Here is a 24,732-nt window from a genome sequence, read left to right on the forward strand (position 1 = left end):
CGTCCTAGATCGGTAACCTCTGCTTCCTAGTATGTTTCCGACCGATTTGGGCCCAGGAAACTCCGTTGCACGGCATCACCAGCATCACCCAGGATGCGTACATGAGCACGACGGGGGCGACCGTGCGGGCCGCGCTCATGGCGTCCACGGGGGTGGCGCCATGAGCGCGCGCCTGCGCGGGATCGCACAGCAGACCGAACAGATCGTGGCGGCGGGGGCCTGCCGGGCGCCCGACGGCCGGGAGGTCCTCCTGGCGGCCGACATCGCGGCCGCGCGGGCCGGGACACGGATGTACGGCCCGGAACCGGTGCCGGTCCCGGAGCTCCCTCCCGTGGACACGATCGCCGAGGTCACCGGCGAGAGCAGCCTGGAGGCCGCCCGCCGACTGGCCGGCGCCCCGGTGGCCGTGCTGAACTTCGCCTCCGCCCTCCCCCAGCTCTCAACTACGTTCGAGCCGGGGGGACCCCCATCCCGGGCGGCGGCTATCTCAACGGCGCCCAGGCGCAGGAGGAGGCCCTCTGCCGCGCCTCCGCCCTCTACACGTGCCTGCGCGAGGTCCCGGAGTACTACGACCACCACCGCGCCCACCGCGACCCGTTCTACTCGGACCGCGTGATCCACTCCCCGGCCGTCCCGGTCTTCCGTGACGACCGCGGCGGGCTCCTCGCCGAGCCCTACCGCGCGGGCTTCCTCACCGCCGCCGCGCCCAACGCGGGCGTGATCCGCCGTACGGCCCCGGAGCGGGCCGCGGAGCTGCCCGGAGCCCTCGCCGTACGGGCCGAACGGGTGCTGGAGGTGGCCGCGGCCCGGGGATACCGTCGGCTGGTCCTCGGCGCCTGGGGCTGCGGGGTCTTCCAGAACGACCCCGCGCAGGTCGCGGGGGCCTTCCGGGGGCTGCTGGGCCCCGGCGGACGGTTCGAGCAGACCTTCGAACACGTGCTGTTCGGGGTCCTGGACCGTACGCCGGGATCGGTGGTCAGGGCAGCCTTCGCCGACGCGTTTCAGGCCTCGGCGACGGGCTGACGCGTCACTTCCAGCCGTAGCGCTCGTGCAGCCGGTTGCGTACGAGGTTGAAGCGGCCCCGGTCGAGGGCGCAGGCCTCCCGGCGCATGCCGTCCTCGTGCAGCCGCAGGACGCGGTCCACGTCCACCCAGGAGTCGCGCCCGGTCCTGTCCCACGGCCCGCTGCCGATCGCCACCCACTCGCGGTCGTTGTCGTGCCGCTTGCTGGACAGCTGCACGGCGAGCAGGGTGCCGGCCGACTCGCGGGCGACGACCAGCACCGGCCGGTCCTTGCCCCGCCCGTCGTTCTCCTCGAAGGGCACCCAGGTCCACACGATCTCGCCGGGATCGGGGTCGCCGTCGTGGGCGGGCGCGTACTCGGTGTGCACCTTGCCGACCTCGCGCGGGTCGGCCTCGGTGGTCGCGGTGGGGCCGTAACGGCCGGGGATGTTCTCGTCGTCGATAAAGGCAGTCACGAGGGCACCCTAAGGGGCCCCGGCCTGCGAGAACAGGCGGGGTCCCGGTACGGTGCGGCGCCGCCTCGGTCAACTCGGCGGTGACATTGCGGCGTTCGATGCGCGGAGGACGACCGGCTTGCGGTACCGGCTCCAACCGGCGCCGCGGGAAGTCCCCACATCACCGGCGCGGGCTGCCGCACCCGTCCCCGTCGCGGGAGTGGACGGCAGGCCGACACGGTGGTGCGCCCCCGGCACCGGAGTTCGGCCGGAGGCGCACCGCCGCGGTCGGCTACTCGCCGTCCTGCTCCACCGGCACCTTCTGCGTCCTCGGGGCCGTTGTCCTGTCGAGGATCGGTGAAGTACCGCTCGGGGCCTGCCCGTTCTGGTTCATCGACGCAAGGAGCTGGCGGGCGAGACCGAGCCCCGTGCCGCCCATGGTGAGCGCCTTGGCGAACATCTCGGCCATCCCGTCGGCGCCGTTGAGCAGCACCATGTTGTCGACGTTGCCGAAGGCGGAGGCACCTGCCTTGACGATCTCCGGCCAGTTCTCGGCGAGTTGCTGGGCGACGACCGCCTCCTGGTTCTCCGCGAGGGCGGTGGCGCGGGCCTTGATGGCCTCCGCCTCGGCGAGGCCCTTCGCCCTGACCGCCTCGGCGTCCGCGAGGCCCTTGGCCTGCGCGGCGGCCGCCTCGGCCTCACCGGTCGCCCGGGTCGCCTCCGCGGTGGCCGCACCCCGGGACTTGGTCGCCTCGGCCTCGGCACCCGCGGCCGTCTTGACCCGGGTCGCCTCGGCCGCGGCCGCCAGCTCCGTCTCCTTCGCCTTGGCCTGGGCCGCCGAGATACGCGCGTCACGCTCGGCCTCGGCCAGCGTCCGCTTCTCGTAGGCGCTGGCGTCGGCCGGTTTGCGGACGTCCGCCTGGAGCTGCTGCTCACGCCGGTGCGCCTCCAGCTCGGCGACCCGGGTCTCCTGGACCACGACCTCCTGGCGGGCGGCCGCGTCGGCGAGCGGACCGGCCTGCCGGGCCTGGGCCGCGGCCTTGTCCCGCTCGGCCTGGTAACCGGCCTGGAGGATCTCGCTGTCCCGGGTGGCCTCCGCCATCCGGGCGAACGACTGCTGCTCCGCCTCGGTGGCGAGACGGTTCGCCTCCGCCTGCGCGATCCGCGCGTCCCGCTGCACGGCCGCCGCGTGCGGCATCGCGAGGTTCTGGATGTACCCCGTCGGATCCTCGATCTCATGGATCTGCAGGGAGTCCACGATGAGCCCCAGCTTCTCCATCTCCGTGCCGCAGGCGGCCCGGGTCTGCCCGGTGAGCTTGTCCCGGTCGCGGATCATGTCCTCGACCGTCAACCCGCCCACGATGGACCGCAGATGACCGGCGAACACGTTGTGCACCCGCTCGGACATCATCTTCTGCTGGTCCAGGAAGCGGCGGCCCGCGTTGGCGATCGACACGAAGTCGTCGCCCACCTTGAAGATGACCACGCCCCGCACCTTGAGCGGAATGCCCTGCTGGGTCACGCAGTCCACCGACAACTCGGTCTCGTTCAGGTCCAGGGACAGTTTGCGCACCGCCTGCACACCCGGCAGCACCAGCGTGCCGCGCCCCGTGACGATGCGGAACCCCATGCCCTCTTCAAGACCCTCGGTCCGGTGCTTCGAACCGGAGATGATGAGCGCCTCGTTCGGCTCGGCCACCCGCCACATCATCTTGAACACACCGATCAACGCGAGTACGGCCAGAACCGCCGCGCCCGCAACGACGCCGACAACCATCGGCATACGCCCCCTTTGCATGGTGCCCTTTCGGCACCGAACGAAGGGAGTGTGCGCCCGCGCAAGGCCGGGGTGAAGACGCTGACGGATCCTTGTTGCAATCTTGACGCACACGCCCCTCACCTGGGGCTATGCCTGCTCAACTGTCGTACGCGGGCGTGACGTAGACCGTCCGCGGCGGCAGGTACTCGACCACCATCACCACCGTGCCCCGCTCGAACCGGCCGGTGCCGTCCGCGGCGTACGCGAGGAAGTGCTCGGCACCCCCGCGGACCCGGACGATCACCTCGCCGACGAGCCCGGGCCCGACCGTTCCGGTGACCCGCCCCATGAGCCCGACCATCGACGCGTCCTGCATGGTCAGAGGGTACGGGCAGGTCAAGCGGGAGGAAAGCCGCCTGCGCCTATGCGGCCGGGGAGCCGGCGGCCACGGCCTGCGGCGGCCAGCGCTCGTGCCAGCGCAGCTCCGCCTCCACCTGGGCGGCGAGCGAGACCAGCAGCGGCTCGCTGTGCGCCGGGCCGAGCAACTGCGCGCCCACCGGCAGCCCGTCCCCGACGAACCCGGCGGGCACGTTCACCCCCGGCCACCCGAGCACGTTCCACGGCCAGGCGTAGGGGCAGGCGGCGGTCATGGCCCGGTCGGTGGCGAACGGGCCCAGGTTCAGCATCGCGCCGATACGGGGCGGGGGAGCGGCGGTGGTCGGCGCGAGGACCACGTCGTACGACGTGAAGAAGCCGCCGATCCTGCGCTGCAGGGCGGCCTCCGCGCGCCGCGCGGCCCGCAGCGGGACCCCGCTCAGCAGCCGGCCCAGGCGGGCCGCCTGCAGGGTGCGCCGGTCGAGGAGCTCGGGGTACGGGGCCTCGTGGACGCGCTCGGCGATCCCGGCCGTGCCGCGCGGGACGAAGGTGAGCCCGATCTGGCCGTAGGGCGGGTCGGCCTCCTCGACGGTGTGCCCCAACGCGGCCAGTTTCTCCGCGAGTTCGAGGAGCCGGGCGCGGATGTCCGGGTGGAGCCGGGCGGGGACCGCGGTGAACGGCGGCTTCAGGGAGAGCGCGATGCGCAGCCGGCCGGGGTCGCGGCCGATCGCCTCGGTGAGGGTCAACCGGGGCGGCTGGTGCAGGTCCTGGGGGTGGTTCCCGCTCGCCGCGTCCAGCAGCAGGACGGCGTCGGCGACCGTGCGGGCGAGGGTGCCGTTGACCGTGATGCCCTGGAAGGACTCGGCGCGTGGCCAGGTGGAGACACGGCCGCGCTGCGGTTTGATGCCGACGAGGTGGGTCCAGGCGGCCGGTATGCGCACGGAGCCGGCGCCGTCCGAGCCGAGCGCGGCCGGCACCAGCCCTGCAGCGACGGCCGCCGCGGACCCGCCGGAGGACCCGCCCGGGGTGTGCCCGAGCTGCCACGGATTACGGGTGTCGCCGAAGGCCGGGCCCTCGGTGAACGGCCACTGCCCCAGCTCGCAGGTGTTGGTCTTGCCGATGACGACCGCCCCGGCCGCACGCAGCCGTCGTACCGCCTCGCCGTCCTCCTTCGCGGGCGGGAAGTCGCCCCGGCAGCCGAAGGCGGTCGGCTCGCCGGCCACATCCGTGTCGTCCTTCACCGCGACCGGCACCCCGAGCAGGGGGCGTCGTACTCCGTCGGCCAACTCGCGGTCGGCGGCGTCCGCTTCGTCGAGCGCGGCCGAACCGCGCACGATCCGGAAGGCGTTGAGGGAACCCTGGGTCGCCTCGATCCGCGCCAGGCACGCCTCGACCAGCTGACGTGACGTCAACTCGCCTGCTGCCAGAGCCCGTACGGACTCGGTGAGGCCTGCGGAACGGTCGTACGGCATGGGGAACCCACCTTCGGCGGCAGCGCGTTTACCGGAGAGTAACGTCGATCCGGCTCCGGCAGGACAGGTTTCGCACAGCCGGCGTCCAGCTGCACCCAAGTCCCGCTCAAAGCATTGACGTGAACCTGCCGCTCCTCTTACGTTCTGACGACTTCTCGAACTCGGTTCGAGATATCGGACGCGCCGCTGTGTCCGCCTCTGTACGAGCCCCCGGAGAGCCGCCGTGACCACACGTCCCCCCACCCCGTCCCGTCGTACCCTGCTCCGCGCGCTGGCCGCCCTGCCCGCGTCGGCCCTGGTCCTGGGCGAACTGCCCGGACTGCTCGGTACGGCCGAGGCCGCCGCCCCCGCGAGCGGTTACGCCACCCGCTACACGATCGTCCCGTTCCTCAACAGCGACGACGGCACGGTCAACGTGTACCAGTCCGACGACGCCACGGACTTCCGCCTCCTCCAGTCCTCCGCCTACACCCCGCCCAGCAACCGCATCCGCGACGCGAGCATCTTCAAGCACACGGACGGCTACTACTACGTCACCTACACCACCCACACCTGGGAGGACGTAAGCACCACCATCGGCTTCGCCCGCAGCTCCGACCGGGTCACCTGGACGTTCCTGTACGACTACACGGTCCCGATCACGAACCTGTCCCGTGCCTGGGCGCCGGAGTGGTTCGTGGACAGCGACGGCAGCGTCAACGTCATCGTGTCCTGCTCGACGACGGACGACGAGTGGATCTTCACGCCGTACATCCTGACGGCGAGCAACTCGGCCCTGACGGCGTGGAGTTCACCGGTCGCCCTGGCCGGCATCGGCTCGAACCACATCGACACGTACATCGTGAAGGTCGGCTCGACGTACCACGCGTTCACGAAGAACGAGACGGCGAAGTACATCGAGTACCTCACGGCCACCAGCCTCACCGGCCCCTACACGATCTCCAGGACCGGCGACTGGGCGGGCTGGGGCAGCTACCGCGAGGGCCCCTCGGTGATCCAGCTCGACAACGGCGGCTGGCGGATCTTCTTCGACGGCTACGGCGACGGCAACTACTACTACAGCGACAGCTACGACACGTTCGCCACGTGGAGTACCCCGACCGCACTCGCGACCCTCTCGGGCACGGCCCGCCACTTCACGGTCATCAAGGAGACGGTGTCGGGCGGCACTTCGGTGACGAAGAACGCGACCCGCTCCTTCCAGTCCGTCAACTACACGACCCGCTACTGGGAGGAAGTGTCCTCCCTCCTCAACCTCCCGGTGGTGACCAGCTCCAGCGCCACGGCCGACAAGACGGCAGCCACCTTCACGGTCGTCGCGGGCCTGGCCGACGCCAACGGCTATTCGATCCGCGACGCGTCGGGCAACTACCTGCGCCACTACAACTTCCGCGGCCGCTTCGACGCGAACGACGGGACGACGACGTTCGCGAAGGACGCCACGTTCATCGCCCGCACGGGCTCGTCCAGCGGCTCGGTGCGCTTCGAGTCGTACAACTACCCGGGCTACTACCTGCGCCACTACAACTACCAGCTACGGGTGGAAATCTCGGACGGCACGGATCTCTTCCGCCAGGACAGCTCGTTCACCCCGGTGACGTCCTGGGCCTGAGCTGGGGCGCCGCTGACCTGGGCGGATGTGTTGACGACGGCGGAGGACTTCCGTCCAGTTCCCGGGAGTTCCCGCTGAGCACAACGGACGACATGGTCCGGCTGACCTCGGAATGCGGACGTCGGTGTGCTGACCGTGCGGCGTGCGGGCCTGGGGGTACGGGCGGGAGAGAGCGGGCAGAGAGCGCACGCGGCCATGGAAGAAGGGGTTCGCAGCCACGGGGGACCCTGGCGTCTCCCCCGGACCGGACCTGCACCGGTCGGCTGTGCCGAGCCGGGCATCCGAGATGCACCAGATCCCCCTTCGCGCCCGGTGCCTCGGACTGCTGGACGTACGTTCAACCCGAGTGATGTGGCAGCGGAACTCCCGTGACGGTGATCGAACCGTTCAGTGCGGGATCTTGGGAGAAGACATGGGCCCACGCGGCTTTCAGGCTCCGAGCCGTTGCCGGGACGGTCTGATCCAGCGTCAGCGTGTCGGAGACGGTGCCGCCGGCCGGTACGGCGATCGGTGCGAGCGGGTGTGCCGTGTAGGTGTTGCCCTGGCCGTCGGTCGCGGTGAAGTTGGAAAAGATCGGCAGGGTCACCGATGCGGCGGCGCTGTCGTGCGCGCTGACCGTCAGACTGACGTTCCCGCCGGCGTTGACGACCTTGACGACGGTCACGGTCAGGGGGCCGTCGGCGGCGGACCACGCGCCGGTGGTCGTCGCGGCGGGGGGCGGTGTGGGGGTCGTCGTCCGGCTTCCGGTCCCGGAGCCGGCCGACTGGCCGAGCCCTTGAGCGAGCCCTTGAGCGATGGATGGTGGTGTAGCCGACTGGTCGTCGCTCTGCCAACCCTCGGCGATGCGCCCGCCCATGGAGGCGAAGCCGATCAGGAAGATGTTCAAGAAGACCAGGCCCGCCAGCATGGGCACGGTGCCTTGCTTGGCGCCGCGTTGGTCCACCACGCAGCGCATCGGGTTCCCCGCGCTGTAGCGGATCCTGACCGGATCGCCGGGGATCAGGAGTTTGTCGACCGCGCTGCGCATCGGTGAGGCGGTGATCAGCTCACCGGTCTGCGTGGTGAAGCGCACCACCGGGCGAATCGTGGTGGAGGAGGAGCTCAACTGCGTGTTCGTGTCGACGTGTTGGGTCACCGTGATGTTGATCCGCACGACCTCGCCGGCCGCGGGCACGCCGCTGTTCAGCAGCTGATTCCGGCGTGCCCACCACAAGAATGCGCCGACGTCGACGGCCAGCAGGCCGGCTAGCGGTAACAACACGAATAGCAACCACATGACTGCCCCTCAACGTCAATCTCTCGAATCGTCAGGAGTCCTACCCTGCGCCGAATCCTGGCGTCAAATTCGATCCTTCAGCCGTAGTCACCCTGTGATTTGCGAATTCCGACCGAAATATGCGCAAGGATCCCGCCGTCTGATTGCAGTCGGCGGCACGTGATCAGGAGTGTGGGGCCCGAGCTCCGGGTTTGTTCCGGTAAACCTTCCGGTATTCCTTCCGGTTCCTCTTCTTGGTGTCACTGTCCGTATCGGTGTTTCGGTGTATGCGGTCAGACCTGTCGACGACCAGGTTTCCCCCACTTGGTGTGGTTTGGGCGTCAGATTATTCTCCATGGAGGTTCGTCGTGGTCGACATCACCGAGATCTACGTCCACTGGTACGCGGGGCGCTCGAAGAGCGTGCTTGCCGCGTCCAGCGGTGTGGACCCTAGGAAGTCCTAGGCCCAATGCCGTTGCCTGGCCCGGCTGATGGTGTAATGCGTGCTCGGGTCGGCCCTGTTCTCGTCGGCGCCGTATCTGGTGAGAGCGTCCGCGCAGTCCCGCCAGGACAGCTCGTTCACCCCGGTGACGTCCTGGGCCTGAGCCGGGTGCCGCCTACCTGGGCGGCACCCGCTCAGCGGGCGGTGGCGAAGTCCTGGGTCCAGTAGCTGTCGGGCTGTGCGAGGCCTACGCCGATCTCCTTGAACGCGCAGTTGAGGATGTTGGCCTTGTGGCCGGGGCTGGCCATCCAGCCCGCCATGACCTCCTCGGGAGAGGCGTAACCGTAGGCCACGTTCTCGCCGTAGGCGCTCCAGGTGTACCCGGCACTGGTGATCCGGTCTCCAGGGGAGGAGCCGTCGGATCCGGTGTGCGACATGTTCTGGTGCAGCGCCATGTCCTCACTGTGTGCCTGCGCGACCTTGGACAGGGTCGTGTTCAGGGTCAGGGCCGAACAGCCGACCTTGCTGCGTTCGGCATTGACGAGTTCCACGATGCGGGCGACGACTCCGGACGCCGTGCTGGTGACCTTCGGGGTGCTCGACGCCTTGGGGGTCGCGGAAGCGGTGGCGGTCGCTGTGGCGGTGGTGGTGGGCCGGACACTGGGCGACGTGGTGGCGCTGGGCTTGGGGGCGGTGGTCCGTGCGGTGCGCCGGGGCGCTGTGGCCTTCGGCCTCGGCGCGGTGGTCTTCGTGGCGCTCGGGGAGGCGCTCGGAGTCCTCGTGGCGCTCGGGGAGGCACTCGGAGCCGTGGCGCTCGCGGAGGCGCTCGGCGCCGCCGATGCCGTCGACGAGGGCTCGCCGGCCTGGCCGGCGTTCCAGGGGCGGCCCCAGTTCGCGTCGGTCCACCAGGCCTTCTTGTTCCACACGTCCTTCGTTGTGCTGTTCTCGGCACTGTTGGACCGGTGTCCGCCGCCGGCGGGCCAGCTGGAACAGGCCATGGCGGCGGACGGTATGCCCACGGTGCCTACGGCGACGGCAGCGATCACTATCCGCCGATAATGCGTGTTCTTACGATGTCTACCCATGCGTAACCCGCTCCTGAGCTGCGGCAGCGTCCTGCGGGTCGTCATTCTTAAGAGGCCTTTACGGGGAGCGCAAAGGGCCTCGGTACTAGCTCGCTTCGTAGGCTCGGACGCCCCTTGTCATGGACGTGGGGTGCGCAGGTCCGCCTCCCGGAGGCTTCGTGAACTTCTGACGCACCGTCAGAATCCCTGCGTGTGCGGACAACGGATGAAGGTGGCTCGCGGGCGGCATGCCGTGGATCCGGACGCGACGCACACGCGCCCCAAGCCGGACAAATCCCATATGTCGCCAGAGCGGCCTCTACTATCCGGCACGCATAGGTCCCGGATGTGCTGTGACGGATGTCACGGAATAGTGCATTCCGGTTCTGACCTGACCTGACCTGGAGGCCAAGGTGAGTGGCGGATCGCTGCGGCGGTCATCCGGTCGTGATGATGAGCTTGCCGCTCTTGGGCGGGCGGTCGCGTTCCAGTTCGGTGAGGGCGGCGATCGCTTCCGCGAGCGGCACCGTGCGGGCGATCGGCAGTCGCAGGGTGCCCTCTCCGGCGCCGCGCGCGATCTCTTCGAGATCCGCCGTGACGGGCTGGGCGATCATCACCGTGTAGGACCCCGACAGGGCGCTTCTCGCGAACTTCGCCGGGGTGGGAACGATGTCGACGACGTGACCGCCGGGCTTCACCAGCGCCCGCGCCGTCTTGGCCGGGAGCGTGCCGGCGGTGTCGAAGACGATGTCGAACCGTCGGCCGAGCGCCGTCGGATCGAAGTCGAAGTCGACGATCGGGGCGATACCGAGGGCGCGCGCGTCCTGTGCGGCGGTGGCACGGCAACTGCCCGCCACCGAGGCGCCGCGCGCGAGGGCGATCTGGGCGGCGGACCGGCCGACGCCGCCGAGGCAGCCGTGGACGAAGACGGCTTGCCCGCCTTGCAGCTTCCCCTTGCCGATCAGGGCCTGGAGGGCGGTGACCCCGACCGTGGGGATCGCTGCGGCGTCCTCGAACGAGAGGTCCGCAGGCTTCTTCGCGACGCTCCTCGCCTCGGCGACGACCATCTCGGCGAACGCTCCCGCCGCCTTGAGCGGCGCCGCGCCGAGCACATGGTCGCCGACACCGAGTCGGGTGACGCCCTCGCCGACCGCCTCGACGACGCCCGCGAAGTCGTGGCCCATCGCGCGCGGGAAGCTCCGGCCGGTCAGCATCTTCATGGCGCCGCCGCGGATCTTCCAGTCCATCGGGTTGGTCGCCGCTGTCCGCACGCGGACCAGGACCTCACCCTTCCCGGGCCGCACCGGCTCGAAGTCCTCCAGCCGCATGACCTCAGGGCCGCCGTACTGGTGGTACTGGATGCGCTTCATCGTCGCCACTGGGGGCCTCCACATGGATGACGTCATCAGGTGACATCACCGTACCATGGTGATGTCACTCGATGACATCACTCTGGTGGGCGGTGTCATCACGTGACGTCACCTAGACTCATGGGCATGGCGAGGTGGGAGCCCGGGGCCGGCGGCCGGTTGAGCGAGGCGGCGCTGGAGCTGTTTCTGGAACGCGGCTTCGAGCAGACGATGGTGGCCGACATCGCCGAACGGGCCGGTGTCACCGCCCGCACCTTCTTCCGTCACTTCGCCGACAAACGCGAGGTTCTCTTCGCCGGGGCGTCCGCGATGGAGGAAATCGCGCTCGCCGCCCTGGAGTCGGCGCCGCCCACCGCTTCGGCTCTGGACGCGATCACGCTCGCGCTCGACGCCGCGGCCGGGATGATCGGCCGCGACCGCGGTTTCACGCAGAAGCGGCAGGCGGTGATCATGGCCAACGCCGAGCTGCGGGAACGTGAGTTGACCAAGCTCGCGTCGATCTCGGCCACCCTGGCCGGCGGTCTGCGACGGCGGGGCGTCGGGGACCTGGACGCGAGTCTGGCCGCCGAGACCGGCGTCGCCGTCTACCGCGTCGCCTTCGAACGATGGGTCAACGCCACCGAGGACGGCGAACTGCGCGACGTCATCCGCACGGCGCTGGCCCAACTGCGCACCCTGGCCCAGTGAGGACTGCCGTCTCGCTGATTCGGCACGTCGGCGGGACCGGCGCCGACCAGGGTGCGGGGCGAAGGCGGGGCACGGGGCTCGAATCCGTCCTGTGAAAGGGGGAGGTCGTTGCCACAATGAGTGGCTCATTGGCGTATCCAGGGAGCTGATCATGCGTAGACCCGCTGTTCTGCTGGCCGTTGCCGTCGCCCTCGGTGTCCCGTTGACCGCACCGGCCGCCACCGCCTCGGCCGATACCGGGACAACCGAAGTGGTCTGCCAGGACTTCTCCGTGTTTCCGCAGTACATCCGCCACATCTACCTCAGTCCGGACCCCCCCCACGGTCGTCAAGGACTTCGACGAGCACCCGGTCAACCTGAGCTGCTACGAGTGGTCGGGCTCGGTTCCGGCCCAGGTCTCGTACTCCATCAGCTACGTCATGAACGGGCTTGACCACCCCGACGGAGAGACGGGCACCCTCACCATGGGGAACGGCTTCGCATGGAGCCCCGTCATGCCGGGCTACGTCTACCGGGCGAGTTTCACGCTGATCTCCTGACGCACCGAACGAACCCGATCCGTCTGGCCGCTACGGCTGCTGGACGCTGTCGAGCAGCTTGGCCGCTGCCGCGTGCAGGCCGGGAGCGGCGATCAGCACATCGGGGCTCTGCGGCACCCAGGGGGCCCCGGAGATCTCGGTGGCGACCCCGCCCGCCTCGGTGGCGAGCAGCACGCCGGCGGCCGTGCCGGGCAGGTCGGGGTCGTACTGGAAGAACACGTCGTGCTGCCCCGACGCCACGGTCAGGATGGGGAAGGTCGTGGGGATGGTGTTGCGGACCAGCAGCGTGTTGTCCAGCATCGTCGTGATGGCCCGGCCGAACCTTGCGTGGACCGCGGGGCTGTTGCCGGCCTGACTGGCGGTCACCATGGCCACCCTCAGATCGTTCTTGGCCGATACCCGCAGCGGATCGCCGTTGAGGTGGGCCCCGGCTCCCTTGACGGCCGTGTAGGTCAGGTCACCGATCGGTTGCCGCACCACCGTCAGCTGTGGCACGCCGTCGCGGACGAGAGTGATCGTCACCGCCCACTCCGGCAGTCCGTAGACGTAGTTCACGCCCCCCTCCGCGCCGTCCACGATCCACCACTCGCCCGGCGGCACGTCGTTGCCGTTCTCGTCCTCGTCGAGCCAGCCGGCGCTCGGCAGCAGTCCGTCCAGCGCCTCACGGACGGCTGCCCGTGAGCCGCCCTCGATGTGCACGGCTACGGCGCGGATGGCGTTCCTGTCCAGTGGCCGCGCGCCCGGATCGAACCCGCCCATCAGGAACTCCGCCCCGCGGTTCGCGGCCTTGACCACCGCAGGCAACAAATCAGCGTATTCAGTCATCGCAGTTCTTCCTTTGTCGGGAGGCGGCGCCTCTGGAAAACCTCCTTATCAGTGAACGGCTTTGCCGGTCGTGAATCAAATGCGTTTCCGTTAATCGACGATTTACCGGGGTGCATGTGTGTGCTGGTGGGGGCGGTCGTCGACGATTGCGCCGAGGTAAATCGTCGAGTGCAGAGCGTGCAATTGAAAGGCCCCTGTGTGTGCCATAGCTTGATGTGAAAAGCCTGGCGCATTCGGGGGGAATGATGAATTCAACGTCCACGTCCACATCAACGTCCGCGTCCGTCGCCGTTCCTGAGGACGCCGGTCTGCTGGAATCGGTCACGGACGCCGTCCGCAGGACCGGCACCGCGCTGTCGCTCCGGTACTCGACCGAGGCCCGTCCGGGAGACCGCGGCGCGTTGTCCGACGCTCTCGGCGAGAACGAGAGGTCCGCTGCCGGCTCTCTGCGTGCGGCACTCACCGCGGCGCGGCCGGCAGCCGCCTGGGTCGGCGAGGAGCAGGAGTTCTCGCCCCTGCCGCCGGGCGAGTGGTGGGCGGCCGACGCCGTCGAGGGCAATGTCAACCTGGTGCACGGACTCCCGGAATGGTCGGTGAACGCGACCCTGATCCGGGACAACGAGCCTGTCCTCACAGTGGTGCACCAACCGGTCGGCGATCTCACCTACACGGCCGCACGAGAAGGCGGTGCCTTCGTGAACGGCGCGCGGCTGCGCGTGTCCGCCAAAGCCGACCTGAGCCTCGCGATAGCGACCACCGGTCAGGCCGAGGCGGGCCAGCGCGACACGTACCGGCTCATCGGCGCGTCGATCACCGCGATGCTGGAGCACGCACTGCTCGTGCGCGCGACGGTGCCCACGACGTTTCCGATGCTGCGTGTCGCCACCGGCCATGAAGACCTGTTCTGGCAGTACCAGCCGTCACTTCCCGGAGTCGCCGCCGGTGTCCTGCTCATCACGGAAGCAGGCGGCGTGGTCACCGACCTCGGGGGTGACCCATGGCGTCCCGGCAGCCCCGGCATCCTCGCCGGTGCGCCCGGTGCGCACGCCGGGGCTCTGAAGGTGCTGGCCGCCCTCCACTGACCCTCTCGTTCACGCCACCTCGGCCGGGGGAGCAGCCGCGGCCGGGACCTCACCGATCAGGAAGGACCATCATGAAGCTGACCATACTGGGGGCGACCGGTGCCACGGGCCGGGAACTGACCCGGCAGGCGCTGGAGCGCGGCCACGACGTCACCGCCGTCGCACGCCGGCCCGAACGCATCGACGTGCCCGACTCCGACCGCCTGACCCGAGTCCAGGCCGACGTTCTCGACGCCGAGACGATCAGCCGCGCGCTCAAAGGTGCCGGGGTCATCCTGTCCGGCCTCGGGATCGCGGACAAGGAGGCCCCGGGTGTGCTGACGGCCGGTGCACGGGCGGCCGTCGAGTCCGGAGCCGACCACGTCGTCTGGCTGGCGGCCTTCGGCACCGGTGACTCCGCACGACGCGCGGGTGCACTGACCCGTGGGTTGCTGAGCACGTTCATGAAGAGCGAGATGGGAGACAGGGTCACGGCAGATGCCACGGTGCTCGGCTTCGGAGGCACCGTCTTCCACGCCGGGCCGATGTCCGACGGGCCGTTGCGCCCGACCAGGCGCACGGTGCCGCTGGACAAGGCGCCGCGCCGCGTGTTTCCCGCGCGGATCAGCCGGGCGACGGTCGCCGCGGCCATGCTCGACGAAGCGGAGAGCCCCCGACACCGGGGACACATCGCAATCCCCCTGGAACGTTGAGGCTTCAGTCGCTTCAGTCGCTTCAGTCGCTTCAGTCGGTCCCGTCAGACGGCAGCGGCGAGGGCGTCTCGCAGCGCTGCCCCGCACTCTTCCCGTAGCCAGCCGTGCGCCGGGTCCTCGTCGTAGCGGCTGTGCCAGGACAGCACCACCGCCGCTGAGGGCAGTTCGAGGTCGAGCGCATGGGAGCGGAGTCCGAGGTCCGCAACGGCGCGGGCGCTCATCGAGGCCGCCACGACCACGACCGTGTCGCTGTGCGCCACCGTCTGCAGGGCGATCGCGGTGGTCGGCACGACCGACACCACCCGGCGCTCCAGCCCACGCTCGGCCAGGCGGTCGTCCAGGCCGTCTCGGAGCCGCCCACGGCGCGAGATGATGAGGTGATCGGCGGCGGCGAACCGTTCGATGTCGAACTCCTCCGCGAGTACATGACCGGCGCGGAAGACGGCGACGAGACGGTCGTGGCCGACGACCTCGTGGCTCACCCCGGGGCTGGCGGGCTTCGCGGCCCCGACGTCGAGGTCCGCGTGACCGCGGACCAGGTCCGCGGTGTCCGTCGCCGGTTCGGCGAGGAAGCGCAGGCTCACTCCGGGGGCGTCGGCCAGGCCGGCGAGCAGTCGCCGGGACAGTTCGCCCAGCAGCGCGTCGTGACCCTGGATCGTGAACGTGCGCCGCAGGTTCGGCAGGTCCAGCGTGCGGGCCGGTGACAGCAGTTCTCCGGCCCGCTGCACCATGGCCCGCACCTCGTCGCGGATGGCCAGGGCGCGGGGCGTCGGCGTCATCGTCCGTCCGGTGCGCACCAGGATCTCGTCGCCGGTCGCCTTCCGGATCCGGGTGAGTGTCCGGCTCATCGCAGGAGACGACAGGTGCAGCCTGTCGGCGGCTGCCTGGACGCTGTTCTCTTCCAACAGCGCGTCCAGCGCGGTCAGCAGGTTCAGGTCCACTGGGTCACGCCGCCAGGGGAAGTGGTGTTGCGCTGAAGGTCCCATCCGGGGCGCCCAGGGGCCCGTAGCCACCGCCGAGACTCGGCCCCACCGTGCCGACGGTGCCGACGGCTCCGGTCACGCCGGACGGCACCGCGCGCTCGGGTGACGTCCGCGCCCGCAGTAACCCGGTCTGCCCTGCCGGCACAGCACCGCTCGACCCGCTCACGGTCCCTCCCCATTGCCGCGAAGCCTTCTACGGTGAGGAGAGTAACCGTGAACGAGATCGCCGAGGCCGCCCGGGTCGCGCCGACCACAGATGGTCCTACGACCGGGCTGAGCGAGGGCTCGTGAGCCAGGCCCGGACGGCGCTGCGCCAGGTCGGCCGACGTCACCGAGGCAGTGTGTCCGAGGGGTTGCAGAAACGCTCGGGGGATCGGAATCGGTCGGGTTGTCGGTCACAGTGGACGTACCCGGTCGAGCGGGGAAGCCGTGGCGGGGGAGGTAGGCCGATGACGGGACCCGGTCCGTTCGAGCTGGAAGCCGTCGTGGTGGGGCAGCCGAAGCGGTCACGGTGGCGCAGATACACGGGCCCGGCCCTGGCCGTGTCCACGGTGGAGGGGACTCCGCTCGCCCAGCTCACCCACACCGACGACACGTACTTTCTTCTGACCGCGATGTCAGGCGAGTTCGTCGTCCGCATCGAGCGTTCCGTGACGAGCCAGGTCGGGCGGGTGGGGTTCCACTTCACCGACGCCGCGGACCGGGAGGTCGGCACCGCAGGAGCCCATGGCATCGTCAAGACCCGGCAGTTGAGCCTTCGGACGGAGCAGGGACGTCAACTCCTCCTCACCCGGCGGAGCCACATCTCCGTCGAATGGGTCCTCACGGAGACCGATCCCGAACGGAGCCCGGCGCCGGAGACGCTCGGCCGGGTCACGGTGAGTACCGTCGACGCGTGGCTCGGGCTGCAGCGGTACGTCGTCGAAACGGCCCCCCGTCTGGACGCCTCGGAACGACGGACCGTCGTCCTCTCGGTCATCTGCCTGCACCTGCTTCGCCGGCCTCCTGGCGAAAGGACCACACCCGCCTGAGTCCGCGCGCTGTGCGCCTGAGTGGCGTTCGGAGTCGGCCAGGCGGTACGTCTAGGAACGGCGGGCGCGGTAGAGGCCTCTCCCGGTCCGCTGGATACGAGAGGCGCCGACAAGGCGATCGAGTGTGCTGCGAACCCCGTTGATGCTTCCGCTGTCGGAGTCCCGGCCCAGAGCGGCGGCGACGTCACGGGCCCGTACATCGACATCGCCGGCTGTGGCGAAGTACTCCATGACCTGCTCGGTGAGGTGGCCGTACTGCTTCTGCCCGTCCGCGGTGTCACCAGCGGGAGCAGGACGACCCGCGCTCTCGCCCTTGCTGTGCGGCTTCTTCGCCCGGGGCGCAGGCGTCTGGGGCGCGGGCGTCGTCGTGATGTGCGCGGGCTCGGCGGAATCGGTGTCGGCGGTGTCGGCGGTGTCGGTCTGCGGGACGACGGGCTTCGGACCCGGGGCCTGTACGGCGGCAGCCGGGGCACGCATCAAGGACTCGAAGGCACTGAGGGCCCGCTGCACCGAGCCGAGATGTGCCACGACCGCGGCAAGTTCCCTTTCCAGCGCCTGTTTCTGGATCTGCAGGCGGGCCAAATCCTCTTGGAGGCCTTCGGCGGTGACCTCGATGTCGTGAGCCGAGTGGGTTGCGGAGACCATGAGTTCCTCTCATCCTGTACCCCTCCGACATCATACGCACTGGTCCACACGGAGAGTGGGGCAGTTCTCCCGCGCCGGCCCGGTGTGAGTCCGGGGACGTGTGTTCAACCGTGTGCCACTCCCGAAGCGATGGGTGGGGGATCGCGCGGACCTCCGGTCGGCCGACCCAGCCGAATCACTAGATCGTGCGATGCGCCTCAGGAGCGCGATGGGTCACTCTGGCCGGTCGGGTCCGTCCGGGCGTGGTGCCCACCGCACGGGCGGCGGGGTGGGGAGCGTCCCGGTGCGACTGCCGTTCATGGTGTGTCGGACGTCGCGTCACACTTTCCGACCCCCGCCGGTCAATGGTTCGAGCAGCCGTCGGCGGAATCAACGGAATCACCAGATCATGCGATGCGTCGCGGTGACGTTATGACTGAGTATGGCCTGGTTGGCGAAGAATGCATCTTATTGCGTGAAGAAAAGTGCATCTGTTGATCCCGCCACGTGACAGCCGTATCCGGAGGAACGAGGACCGCAGGACCATGTATCTCGAGTCGTCCCCTATGACGAGTGACCTTGACGAGGCTGTTTCTGTCTTTGTGCAGCATCGGGCGCGTCTGTTCGGGATCGCCTACCGTGTGCTGGGCAGTGTGGTCGAGGCCGAGGACGTGGTCCAGGAGGTGTGGCTGCGCTGGCAGAAGACCGACCGTTCCGTGGTGGTGAGCCCGGTGGCGTTCCTGTCGAGTGCGACGACCCGTCTGGCGATCAATGTGGCGCAGTCGGCGCGGGTGCGCAGGGAGACCTACATCGGGCCGTGGCTGCCCGAGCCCGTCGACACGGGTGCGGATCCGGAGGTGGGCGCACAGCGGGCGGAGGCTGTGGAGTTCGCCCTGCTGCTGGTGCTGGAGAAGCTGGGTCCTGCCGAGCGGGCCGCGTACGTCCTGCGTGAGGCGTTCGACTACGCCTATCCCGAGATCGCGGGGATGCTGGGGCTCAGTGTCGTCAACGTGCGGAAGATCGTCAGCCGTGCGCGCCGGCATCTGGCGGACGAGCAGCGCGAGAGCGTGGGCACGGCGGAGCACCGGCGCCTTCTGGACGCCTTCGTCTCGGCGGCCCGGACGGGGGATGTGGCTTCGCTGGAGAGTCTGCTGACCGCTGATGCCGTCAGTCTGTCCGACGGCAACGGCCTGCGGGGCTGTGCGCGTGTGCCGGTGGCGGGCCGTGCCCGTATCGCCAGGATGTCGACGTATCCGCGGCTGTGGCGGGAGGCGGAGTCCCGGCTGGTCGACGCCAACGGCCTGACGGGCGTGACGATCCACCAGGACGGTCGGCCCACGGCGTTCCTGACGATCGCCGCCTCCGGGGAAGGCATCCACCAGGTGATGTGGGTGTTCAACCCGAGCAAGATCGCCGCGTTCCTCGGCTCCCGCTCCCGCTACGCGACTGCTCCCGGTCTTGCACCGACCGGTGGATGAGCCACGCGCCCGGACTCCTCCACCGGGCTCTGGCCGGCACACGGTAGGCGATCACACCGTGTGCCGGTGTGCGACCGACCCCGCCGGGTGAGCGCGCCGGTCAAGGGGGTGCCGGCGCTGACGGCATCCACGGCCTGCGGCATGCTTGCCCCATGCGCAGCACGGACCCCACCGGCGACCTGGACCCCGGGCGCGGTAGCCAGGGTGGGACCAGGCTGCGCCTGCGGGGACGGGACCCCGAGATCGCGGCTGTCCGCGAGGCCCTGTCGGCCGTACGCGGCGGACGCGGCGCCTGCGTGGTCGTGGAGGGCGTGCCCGGCGCCGGCAAGAGCCGGTTGCTCGCGGAGCTGGACGAGCGGGCGCATCGGTGCGGGTTCGAGGTGGTCTCCATCCGGGCCGACGAGTTCGACCAGTACGCGGCGGGAGCCGCCCTGCAGTCCGCCCTGCGGTCCTCCGACGAGTCCTACCCGACCGTCGCGGGCACGGGCGACCAGCGGCTCCGGCTGCTGGACAGCATCACGGACGCTCTGGAGGACCTGGCTCAGCGCGCTCCGGTGCTGGTGCTCGTGGACGACGCGCAGTGGGCGGATCCCGCCACGCTCTTCGCGCTGCGCACCCTGCCCGGACGACTGGCCGCCTCGCGGATCCTGTGGGTGCTCGCGGTGCGGTCGGACACCGAGCGGCCGACCGTCGCCAGGGTCAGGGAGGACCTCGAACGCCTCGGAGCCCGATGGCTGACCCTCGGCCCCCTGCCACAGCGGGAACTGGAGCACATCGCGGCCGACGTGCTCGGGTCGGCGCCGCCACCGGCCCTGGCCAGGCTGCTGCGAGGCGTCGCGGGCAATCCGTTCCTGGCGATCGAACTGGTGCGCTCCTTCGGTGACACGGACGCCGGCAAAGCGGAGGCGGGCGCGCCCGGCCGCCTGTACCAGGACATCCCCGTCGGGTTCCGACTGAGTGTCGCCACCCGTCTGGAGCAGCTTCCGGAGGACGCCAAGCGCCTGCTCCAGATCGGCTCTGTCCTCGGCCGCGCATTCGACTTCGGCACGGCCGCCCACATGCTCGGCAGACCGGCCGGCAGCCTGCTGTCCGGTGTGGAGGCCGCCCTGAACGCCGGCCTGCTCACGGCCGACGGCCCGCGACTCGCCTTCCGCCACGACCTCATGCGGCAGGCCGTGCACGAGAACCTGCCGCTGCCCGTGCGGAGCACTCTGCACCGGGAGGCCGCCGAGAGTCTGCGCGCCACCGGGGCACGATCGGCGGAGGTGGCCTGGCACGTCGTCATGGCGGGCGGCCCGGTCGACGACGACGCCGTGACCACGCTGCACCACGCCGTACGCGAACTGTCGTCCACGGCTCCCGACGCGGCCGCGGACTTCGCCCAGCGGATCGCCGGCCTGCTGCCCCCGCGCGACCGGCGTCGCGTCAGCCTGCTGACCGACGCCGCCGAGTACCTCGGCCGGACCCGCCGGGTCCACGAGGCGCTCGATCTGGTCGACACCGCACTGTCGGGTGGCCTCGAACCGCCGCAGGAGGCGAACCTGCGCCTGGTGGCCGCGGAGATCCACCAGGCCGCGGGCGACGACGCCGCCGCCATGACACACCTCCAGCAGGCCCTGGACCTCCCCGCGCTGCCGTCCCACCTGCGTGTCCTGCTGCTGAAGACCTGGGCGACGGGCCATGTGTACCTCGGGAACATCACCGCCGCCGAGCAGACGGACCCCGCGCTGGTCGAGGCCTCCTACCGCAGCCATGACCCGGCCGTCGTCGTCAGTGCCATGGTGTTCCAGTCGCAGACGTCCTTCTTCCGCGGGCGCCTGACCCGAGCCCTGGAGCTCGCCGAGGCGGCCACCGCACGGGCCCACGCCGAGCCCACCGTCCCCTATCTGCGGCCCCCGAGAATTCCGGCGCTGTGGCTGGCCACGGTGCTGACCGCCACCGACCGCCTCGCGGACACCGAGCGGATCCTGCACGAGGGACAGCACGAGGCGGAGGCCCTGGGCCTTGGCTGGTCCCTTCCCCAGTGGCACGCCCGCCGCGCCTGTGTCCTGCTCGAACAGGGCACGCTGGACGACGCGGCCGTGGAGGCCGAGGCGAGTCTGGCGGTGGCGGACGAACTCGAGATCACCCAGCCGAACCCGCAGGCCCGCTCCGTACTGGCCCTGGTGGAGACCAGACGCGGTGACCTCGCCAGGGCAAGGGACCATCTCCGCGCCGCCGAAGCCGGCTCCGGCACGGACACCCCGCGGTACGGCCTCTGGGTGTCGCTCGCGCGCGCGTGCCTCGCGGACGCGGAGGGCAGGGACGCGGCAGCCGCGGCAGCCCTCAAGGGCTGTTTCGAAGACGGCGAGCCCGCGCGGCTGCTCGTCCTGTCGCCGTCCCACTGGCCCGCGATCGTGCGTATCGCGCTGCGCGGTGCGGAGCCGTCGGTCGCGCGGGCCGTGTCGGGCGCCCTGCGCACCCTGACCGCCCGGGACGACAGCCAGGAGGTCATCCGGGCCGTCCGCGCCCACGTGGACGGGCTGCTCGACCGCGACCCCCGCGCACTCACGTCCGCCGTCACCGGCTACCGGAACACCGGCAGACGACTGGTCCTGGCCGCGGCGTACGAGGACCTCGGCGAAGTCATGGCCGCATCGGTCGATACGGCGTCGGCGATCCCCCACTTCGAAGAAGCGAGCCGGCTGGCGTGGGCCTCGGGAGCCCTGCGCGATCACGAACGGATCGGGCGGCGGCTACGGCAACTCGGCGTGCGCGTGGGCGCCTCGGGGCGGGACTCCGTCAGCCCCCCGGGGTGGGGGAGCCTGACCGAGTCCGAGCGGAAGCTGATCCCGCTCGTCGCCGACGGTCTCACCAACCGGGCCGTCGCCGACCGGCTCCATGTGTCCGTGCACACCGTCAACACTCACATGAGACACATCTTCACCAAGCTCGGCATCAACACCCGCGTCGAACTGACCCGGCTGGCCGTCGAACGCGGCGATATCGCCGGCGGAGCCGAGTGAGCGCAGTTCACAGAGCTTCAGGGGCCCCTGGTCGAACCCCGGACTCCGGGTCCGTCGCGGTCCTGCTCCGCCGGATGATCTCCTGGACGTGCCACTCGACCTCCGCCGGATCCAGGCCGAGCGCCCTGCCCATGTGCTCTGCCCAGACCTCCGCGCGGATGTTGGTCTCGAAAACCAGATCGGCTCGAACGTTCTCCCTTGCGGCTTGCCGGTTCTGGCTCACCATCACGAACGTGGACAGGAAGATGGCCTCCAGACTCACGATCATGGTGAGCAGCCCGAACGGGTAGGGGTCGAAGTCCGCTGCCCGGCCGAACAGGCCGAGGTTGAGGGCGATCCACACCACGAACCAGACGGCATGGACGTAGACGAACCCCATCGTGCCCGCGAACGCGGTGATCGCGTCCGCGAACCGGTCCTGCGACGTGCGCATCCTGGCGAGCACCAGCTGCTCGTGGCGCGTGTGGTGAGGGCCGCGGTGACGGCTGCCGTCGGGAGCGGAACTCCGCCGGATACCACTCACACGAAAGCGCTCTGTCCCGTGATGGACTTGCCGACGATGAGGGTTTGCATCTGGCGGGTGCCCTCGTAGGAGTAGAGGGCCTCGGCATCGGCGAAGAACCGTGCGACGTCGTAGTCGAGGACGATGCCGTTGCCGCCGAAGATCTCGCGGCTGGACGCGACGACCTCCCGCATCCGGGACGTGGTGAACGCCTTCGCCAGCGCCGAGTGGTCGTCGCGGAAGACTCCCTGGTCCTGCAGCCTGGCGAGCTGTACCAGCATGCCCCAGGAGGCTGTGATGTCGCCCAGGCTCTTCACCAGCAGGTCCTGCACCATCTGGAACCCGGCGATCGGACGGCCGAACTGCCGGCGCTCCTTGGCGTAGGCGAGCGCGAGCTCATAGGCGCCGATCATGACGCCCAGAGCCTGCCAGGCGACTCCGCTGCGTGTGAAGCGCAGGATCTCCGCGACGTCCCGGAAGGAGTTGATGTTCTGGAGGCGGTTCGCCTCCGGCACCCGTACGTCGGTCAGGGTGATCTCCGCGTTCTGTACGATCCTCAGCGCGATCTTGCCCTCGATCTTCACCGGCACGAAGCCGGGGGTGCCCTTCTCGACGACGAAGCCCTTGACCTGGTTGTCGTCGACGTCCCGCGCCCACACCACGACGTGGTCGGCGAAGGTGGCGTTGCCTATCCACCTCTTCGCGCCGTTGAGGATCCAGGTGTCGCCCCGGAGCTCGGCGGTGGTCCGCATGCCACCGGAGACGTCGGAGCCGCCCAGCGGCTCGGTCATGGCGAAGGCGCCGATCTTCTCCATCGAGGCCATGGCGGGCAGCCACCTCTCGCGCTGCTCCTGGTCGCCGCCGGTGTAGATGGAGTAGAAGCTGAGGCCGTTGTGGACGCCGAAGAAGGTGGCGACCGAGGCGTCGACGCGACTCATCTCCATCGCGAGCATGCCGCCGAGCAGGTGACTGGCGGCAGGCAGGTGCTCGCCGTACCCCTCGTAGGCCAGGGCGGTCAGCCCGCTCGCGCGGAACTTCTCGATCAACTCCACGGGGAACTCGCCCTTGTCCCAGTACCCGTTGACCATCGGCTTGACCTCGTCACCCAGGAAGGCACGGGCCCTGAGCAGTATGTGGCGTTCGTCCTCCGGGAGCAGCGTCTCGTAGCGGTAGAAGTCGGCGCCCAGCAGATCGTCCGGCGGTGCAAGGGGAGTGGTGGTCACGTCAGTTGTCCTTTCGGTGGCAGACATGGCGAACGCGGCAGAGGTGGTCCGCGTCTCGGCGGATCTCGTATTCCGGGCTTACGGACCCGGCCTGAGGGCAACGCCCAGCAGTTCTTCGAGCCGCGTCGTGGACTGCGCTGCGCCGCGGTGCAGGACCGTGGCCATGCCCAGGGCCTCGGCGGGCGGCAGGTTCTCCGCGTTGTCGTCGACGAAGACGCATTCCTCGCCGGGCACTTCGAGCATCTTGAGGATGAGCTCATACACGGCCGGCTCCGGTTTGCGCAGGCCTTGTCGCGCGGAAATGAGCGCCGCGTCGAAGGCCGCGTCGATGTCGAAGCCCCGATACATGTCCCACGGCGTCAGGCCCATGCTGTTGGACAACAGGCCGACCTTCAGACCGGAGGCGCGGACCCGGGCCACCAACGACACCATCGGTTCGTCGAGGCGGGAATCCGCGAAGATCCGGCCCAGAAGATTGGTGCCGTCGATGCCCAGCACCCGGCCCACGCGACGGTTCCAATCGTTCTGAGTGGACCTGCCGCGTTCGAGGTCGTGCGTGAGCTCGACCATCGCCGGGTCCATGTACCAGGCCCGTTCCACGGCCCCTTCGGACAGGCCTTCCCGGGCTTCGAAGCCACGCACCGCATCATCGAGCGACGTCGTGAGCACACCGCCGAAGTCGACTATGAGACATGTTCTCGGCACAGTCTTCCGAACCTCTTTCCCACACCATCTGGTTGCCGTCGTTGGCGGTGTCCCGCTGTTCAGTGCGGTTGCTTGTCGGCGATCGCCCGGTACTCCTGGGCGGTCGGCTTGGGGATCTGCGAGCCTTCGCCGTAGAAGGCGCGGCTGAACCTGATACGCAGGCGCCGAGCAAGGCCGGCGTCTGCGCAGCCGGTCGAACCGGGCGCGATCGCGGTGTACTGCTCGTGCTGGGTCAGGAGGTGGAGTTCCTCCTGGCTGAGCGGCTCGTGCATCTCGACGAACTCGCCGTGGGGCAGTCGTTTGACGACGCCGGTCTCGCGGCCGTGCAACACCTTGTCGCGATCTCGGAGTTGCAGACCGAGGGCCCACCGCTTCGCCACGCCGAAGGCCGCGAGCGGGACGACGAAGAGGCCGATGCGGACCGCCCAGGTCACGGATTCCACGGAGAGGTGGAAGCGGGTGGCGATGATGTCGTTCGCGGCGCCGATCAGCGCCACCAGATAGAAACCGATCCAGGCGACGCCGAGTGCCGTCCGTACGGGGCGGTTGCG

General features: G+C 69.8%; 21 protein-coding genes and 2 pseudogenes. 9 read left to right on the forward strand and 14 right to left on the reverse strand.

Going from position 1 to position 24,732, the window contains the following annotated elements:
- Positions 1-160: 160 nt before the first annotated feature.
- Positions 161-1,023 (forward strand): annotated as a pseudogene (locus tag AB0D85_RS15140) (TIGR02452 family protein).
- A 4-nt stretch (positions 1,024-1,027) separates the two neighbouring features.
- Here AB0D85_RS15140 and AB0D85_RS15145 read toward each other — a convergent pair.
- The 4 genes from AB0D85_RS15145 to AB0D85_RS15160 all read right to left on the reverse strand — a co-directional run bounded on the left by AB0D85_RS15145 (position 1,028) and on the right by AB0D85_RS15160 (position 5,062).
- Positions 1,028-1,477 (reverse strand): type II toxin-antitoxin system PemK/MazF family toxin, encoded by a 450-nt coding sequence (locus tag AB0D85_RS15145; RefSeq protein WP_362319179.1) that lies wholly within the window; start codon positions 1,475-1,477, stop codon positions 1,028-1,030.
- 271 nt (positions 1,478-1,748) lie between these two features.
- Positions 1,749-3,239 (reverse strand): SPFH domain-containing protein, encoded by a 1,491-nt coding sequence (locus tag AB0D85_RS15150; RefSeq protein WP_362319182.1) that lies wholly within the window; start codon positions 3,237-3,239, stop codon positions 1,749-1,751.
- A gap of 133 nt (positions 3,240-3,372) precedes the next feature.
- The gene (locus tag AB0D85_RS15155) at positions 3,373-3,591 is read right to left on the reverse strand and encodes a hypothetical protein (RefSeq protein WP_362319185.1); all 219 of its coding nucleotides are present in this window, start codon (positions 3,589-3,591) and stop codon (positions 3,373-3,375) included.
- A gap of 46 nt (positions 3,592-3,637) precedes the next feature.
- A complete protein-coding gene (locus AB0D85_RS15160; RefSeq protein ID WP_362319188.1) occupies positions 3,638-5,062 on the reverse strand; it encodes an amidase in 1,425 nt (474 codons plus the stop codon).
- Positions 5,063-5,285: 223 nt separating this feature from the next.
- Between AB0D85_RS15160 and AB0D85_RS15165 the strand changes: the two genes are divergently transcribed.
- Positions 5,286-6,674, forward strand: a complete 1,389-nt coding sequence (locus AB0D85_RS15165; protein WP_362319191.1) for a glycoside hydrolase family 43 protein — start codon at positions 5,286-5,288, stop codon at positions 6,672-6,674.
- A 337-nt stretch (positions 6,675-7,011) separates the two neighbouring features.
- On the opposite strand, the gene AB0D85_RS15170 is transcribed toward AB0D85_RS15165, so the two are convergent.
- Both AB0D85_RS15170 and AB0D85_RS15175 read right to left on the reverse strand, forming a co-directional pair.
- The gene (locus AB0D85_RS15170; RefSeq protein WP_362319309.1) at positions 7,012-7,935 is read right to left on the reverse strand and encodes a DUF3592 domain-containing protein; all 924 of its coding nucleotides are present in this window, start codon (positions 7,933-7,935) and stop codon (positions 7,012-7,014) included.
- 630 nt (positions 7,936-8,565) lie between these two features.
- Positions 8,566-8,922, reverse strand: a complete 357-nt coding sequence (locus tag AB0D85_RS15175; protein ID WP_362319194.1) for a CAP domain-containing protein — start codon at positions 8,920-8,922, stop codon at positions 8,566-8,568.
- A 1-nt stretch (position 8,923) separates the two neighbouring features.
- On the opposite strand from AB0D85_RS15175, the gene AB0D85_RS15180 reads away from it, so the two are divergent.
- Positions 8,924-9,430: a hypothetical protein gene (locus AB0D85_RS15180; protein ID WP_362319197.1), complete on the forward strand. Its 507-nt coding sequence runs from the start codon at positions 8,924-8,926 to the stop codon at positions 9,428-9,430.
- A gap of 442 nt (positions 9,431-9,872) precedes the next feature.
- Here the strand turns inward: AB0D85_RS15180 and AB0D85_RS15185 are convergent, their stop codons facing one another.
- Positions 9,873-10,805, reverse strand: a complete 933-nt coding sequence (locus AB0D85_RS15185; protein ID WP_362319312.1) for an NADP-dependent oxidoreductase — start codon at positions 10,803-10,805, stop codon at positions 9,873-9,875.
- Between the two features lie 126 nt (positions 10,806-10,931).
- On the opposite strand from AB0D85_RS15185, the gene AB0D85_RS15190 reads away from it, so the two are divergent.
- A complete protein-coding gene (locus AB0D85_RS15190) occupies positions 10,932-11,492 on the forward strand; it encodes a TetR family transcriptional regulator (protein WP_362319200.1) in 561 nt (186 codons plus the stop codon).
- A 569-nt stretch (positions 11,493-12,061) separates the two neighbouring features.
- On the opposite strand, the gene AB0D85_RS15195 is transcribed toward AB0D85_RS15190, so the two are convergent.
- Positions 12,062-12,856, reverse strand: a complete 795-nt coding sequence (locus AB0D85_RS15195; protein WP_362319203.1) for an inositol monophosphatase family protein — start codon at positions 12,854-12,856, stop codon at positions 12,062-12,064.
- Positions 12,857-13,101: 245 nt separating this feature from the next.
- Between AB0D85_RS15195 and AB0D85_RS15200 the strand changes: the two genes are divergently transcribed.
- Positions 13,102-13,938: an inositol monophosphatase family protein gene (locus AB0D85_RS15200; protein ID WP_362319206.1), complete on the forward strand. Its 837-nt coding sequence runs from the start codon at positions 13,102-13,104 to the stop codon at positions 13,936-13,938.
- A 71-nt stretch (positions 13,939-14,009) separates the two neighbouring features.
- Positions 14,010-14,630 carry an NAD(P)H-binding protein gene (locus tag AB0D85_RS15205; RefSeq protein WP_362319209.1) on the forward strand — a complete coding sequence of 207 codons (621 nt, stop codon included), beginning with the start codon at positions 14,010-14,012 and terminating at the stop codon, positions 14,628-14,630.
- A 44-nt stretch (positions 14,631-14,674) separates the two neighbouring features.
- Here the strand turns inward: AB0D85_RS15205 and AB0D85_RS15210 are convergent, their stop codons facing one another.
- Positions 14,675-15,571, reverse strand: coding sequence for a LysR family transcriptional regulator (locus AB0D85_RS15210; protein ID WP_362319212.1), 897 nt, complete (start codon positions 15,569-15,571; stop codon positions 14,675-14,677).
- Positions 15,572-16,062: 491 nt separating this feature from the next.
- On the opposite strand from AB0D85_RS15210, the gene AB0D85_RS15215 reads away from it, so the two are divergent.
- Positions 16,063-16,644 (forward strand): hypothetical protein, encoded by a 582-nt coding sequence (locus tag AB0D85_RS15215; RefSeq protein WP_362319215.1) that lies wholly within the window; start codon positions 16,063-16,065, stop codon positions 16,642-16,644.
- A 51-nt stretch (positions 16,645-16,695) separates the two neighbouring features.
- Here AB0D85_RS15215 and AB0D85_RS15220 read toward each other — a convergent pair whose 3' ends face one another.
- The gene (locus AB0D85_RS15220) at positions 16,696-17,289 is read right to left on the reverse strand and encodes a hypothetical protein (RefSeq protein ID WP_362319218.1); all 594 of its coding nucleotides are present in this window, start codon (positions 17,287-17,289) and stop codon (positions 16,696-16,698) included.
- 545 nt (positions 17,290-17,834) lie between these two features.
- Here AB0D85_RS15220 and AB0D85_RS15225 point away from each other — a divergent pair.
- Together AB0D85_RS15225 and AB0D85_RS15230 are read left to right on the forward strand one after the other, a co-directional pair.
- Positions 17,835-18,746, forward strand: a complete 912-nt coding sequence (locus AB0D85_RS15225; RefSeq protein ID WP_362319221.1) for a sigma-70 family RNA polymerase sigma factor — start codon at positions 17,835-17,837, stop codon at positions 18,744-18,746.
- A gap of 152 nt (positions 18,747-18,898) precedes the next feature.
- Positions 18,899-21,751 carry an AAA family ATPase gene (locus tag AB0D85_RS15230; protein ID WP_362319224.1) on the forward strand — a complete coding sequence of 951 codons (2,853 nt, stop codon included), beginning with the start codon at positions 18,899-18,901 and terminating at the stop codon, positions 21,749-21,751.
- A 7-nt stretch (positions 21,752-21,758) separates the two neighbouring features.
- Here the strand turns inward: AB0D85_RS15230 and AB0D85_RS15235 are convergent, their stop codons facing one another.
- From AB0D85_RS15235 to AB0D85_RS15250, 4 genes and pseudogenes are all read right to left on the reverse strand, one after another.
- On the reverse strand, positions 21,759-22,184 hold the full coding sequence (locus AB0D85_RS15235) for a DUF1003 domain-containing protein (protein WP_362319227.1): 426 nt from the start codon (positions 22,182-22,184) through the stop codon (positions 21,759-21,761).
- Between the two features lie 86 nt (positions 22,185-22,270).
- Positions 22,271-23,476: an acyl-CoA dehydrogenase family protein gene (locus tag AB0D85_RS15240; protein ID WP_362319230.1), complete on the reverse strand. Its 1,206-nt coding sequence runs from the start codon at positions 23,474-23,476 to the stop codon at positions 22,271-22,273.
- 78 nt (positions 23,477-23,554) lie between these two features.
- The gene (locus AB0D85_RS15245) at positions 23,555-24,181 is read right to left on the reverse strand and encodes an HAD family phosphatase (protein ID WP_362319233.1); all 627 of its coding nucleotides are present in this window, start codon (positions 24,179-24,181) and stop codon (positions 23,555-23,557) included.
- A 59-nt stretch (positions 24,182-24,240) separates the two neighbouring features.
- Positions 24,241-24,732, reverse strand: a pseudogene (locus AB0D85_RS15250) (ubiquinol-cytochrome c reductase cytochrome b subunit); the annotation flags it as partial.

The organism is Streptomyces sp. NPDC048277, assembly GCF_040652235.1.
Taxonomy (GTDB): Bacteria; Actinomycetota; Actinomycetes; order Streptomycetales; family Streptomycetaceae; genus Streptomyces.

Bases quoted from the DNA above. Each gene is read 5' to 3' on its own strand.
- AB0D85_RS15150 (WP_362319182.1), bottom strand. From the start codon at position 3,239: ATGCCGATGGTTGTCGGCGTCGTTGCGGGCGCGGCGGTTCTGGCCGTA.
- AB0D85_RS15155 (WP_362319185.1), bottom strand. From the start codon at position 3,591: ATGCAGGACGCGTCGATGGTCGGGCTCATGGGGCGGGTCACCGGAACG.
- AB0D85_RS15160 (WP_362319188.1), bottom strand. From the start codon at position 5,062: ATGCCGTACGACCGTTCCGCAGGCCTCACCGAGTCCGTACGGGCTCTG.
- AB0D85_RS15180 (WP_362319197.1), top strand. From the start codon at position 8,924: ATGCGGGCGACGACTCCGGACGCCGTGCTGGTGACCTTCGGGGTGCTC.
- AB0D85_RS15185 (WP_362319312.1), bottom strand. From the start codon at position 10,805: ATGAAGCGCATCCAGTACCACCAGTACGGCGGCCCTGAGGTCATGCGG.
- AB0D85_RS15190 (WP_362319200.1), top strand. From the start codon at position 10,932: ATGGCGAGGTGGGAGCCCGGGGCCGGCGGCCGGTTGAGCGAGGCGGCG.
- AB0D85_RS15195 (WP_362319203.1), bottom strand. From the start codon at position 12,856: ATGACTGAATACGCTGATTTGTTGCCTGCGGTGGTCAAGGCCGCGAAC.
- AB0D85_RS15200 (WP_362319206.1), top strand. From the start codon at position 13,102: ATGAATTCAACGTCCACGTCCACATCAACGTCCGCGTCCGTCGCCGTT.
- AB0D85_RS15205 (WP_362319209.1), top strand. From the start codon at position 14,010: ATGAAGCTGACCATACTGGGGGCGACCGGTGCCACGGGCCGGGAACTG.
- AB0D85_RS15215 (WP_362319215.1), top strand. From the start codon at position 16,063: ATGACGGGACCCGGTCCGTTCGAGCTGGAAGCCGTCGTGGTGGGGCAG.
- AB0D85_RS15220 (WP_362319218.1), bottom strand. From the start codon at position 17,289: ATGGTCTCCGCAACCCACTCGGCTCACGACATCGAGGTCACCGCCGAA.
- AB0D85_RS15225 (WP_362319221.1), top strand. From the start codon at position 17,835: ATGACGAGTGACCTTGACGAGGCTGTTTCTGTCTTTGTGCAGCATCGG.
- AB0D85_RS15230 (WP_362319224.1), top strand. From the start codon at position 18,899: ATGCGCAGCACGGACCCCACCGGCGACCTGGACCCCGGGCGCGGTAGC.
- AB0D85_RS15235 (WP_362319227.1), bottom strand. From the start codon at position 22,184: ATGCGCACGTCGCAGGACCGGTTCGCGGACGCGATCACCGCGTTCGCG.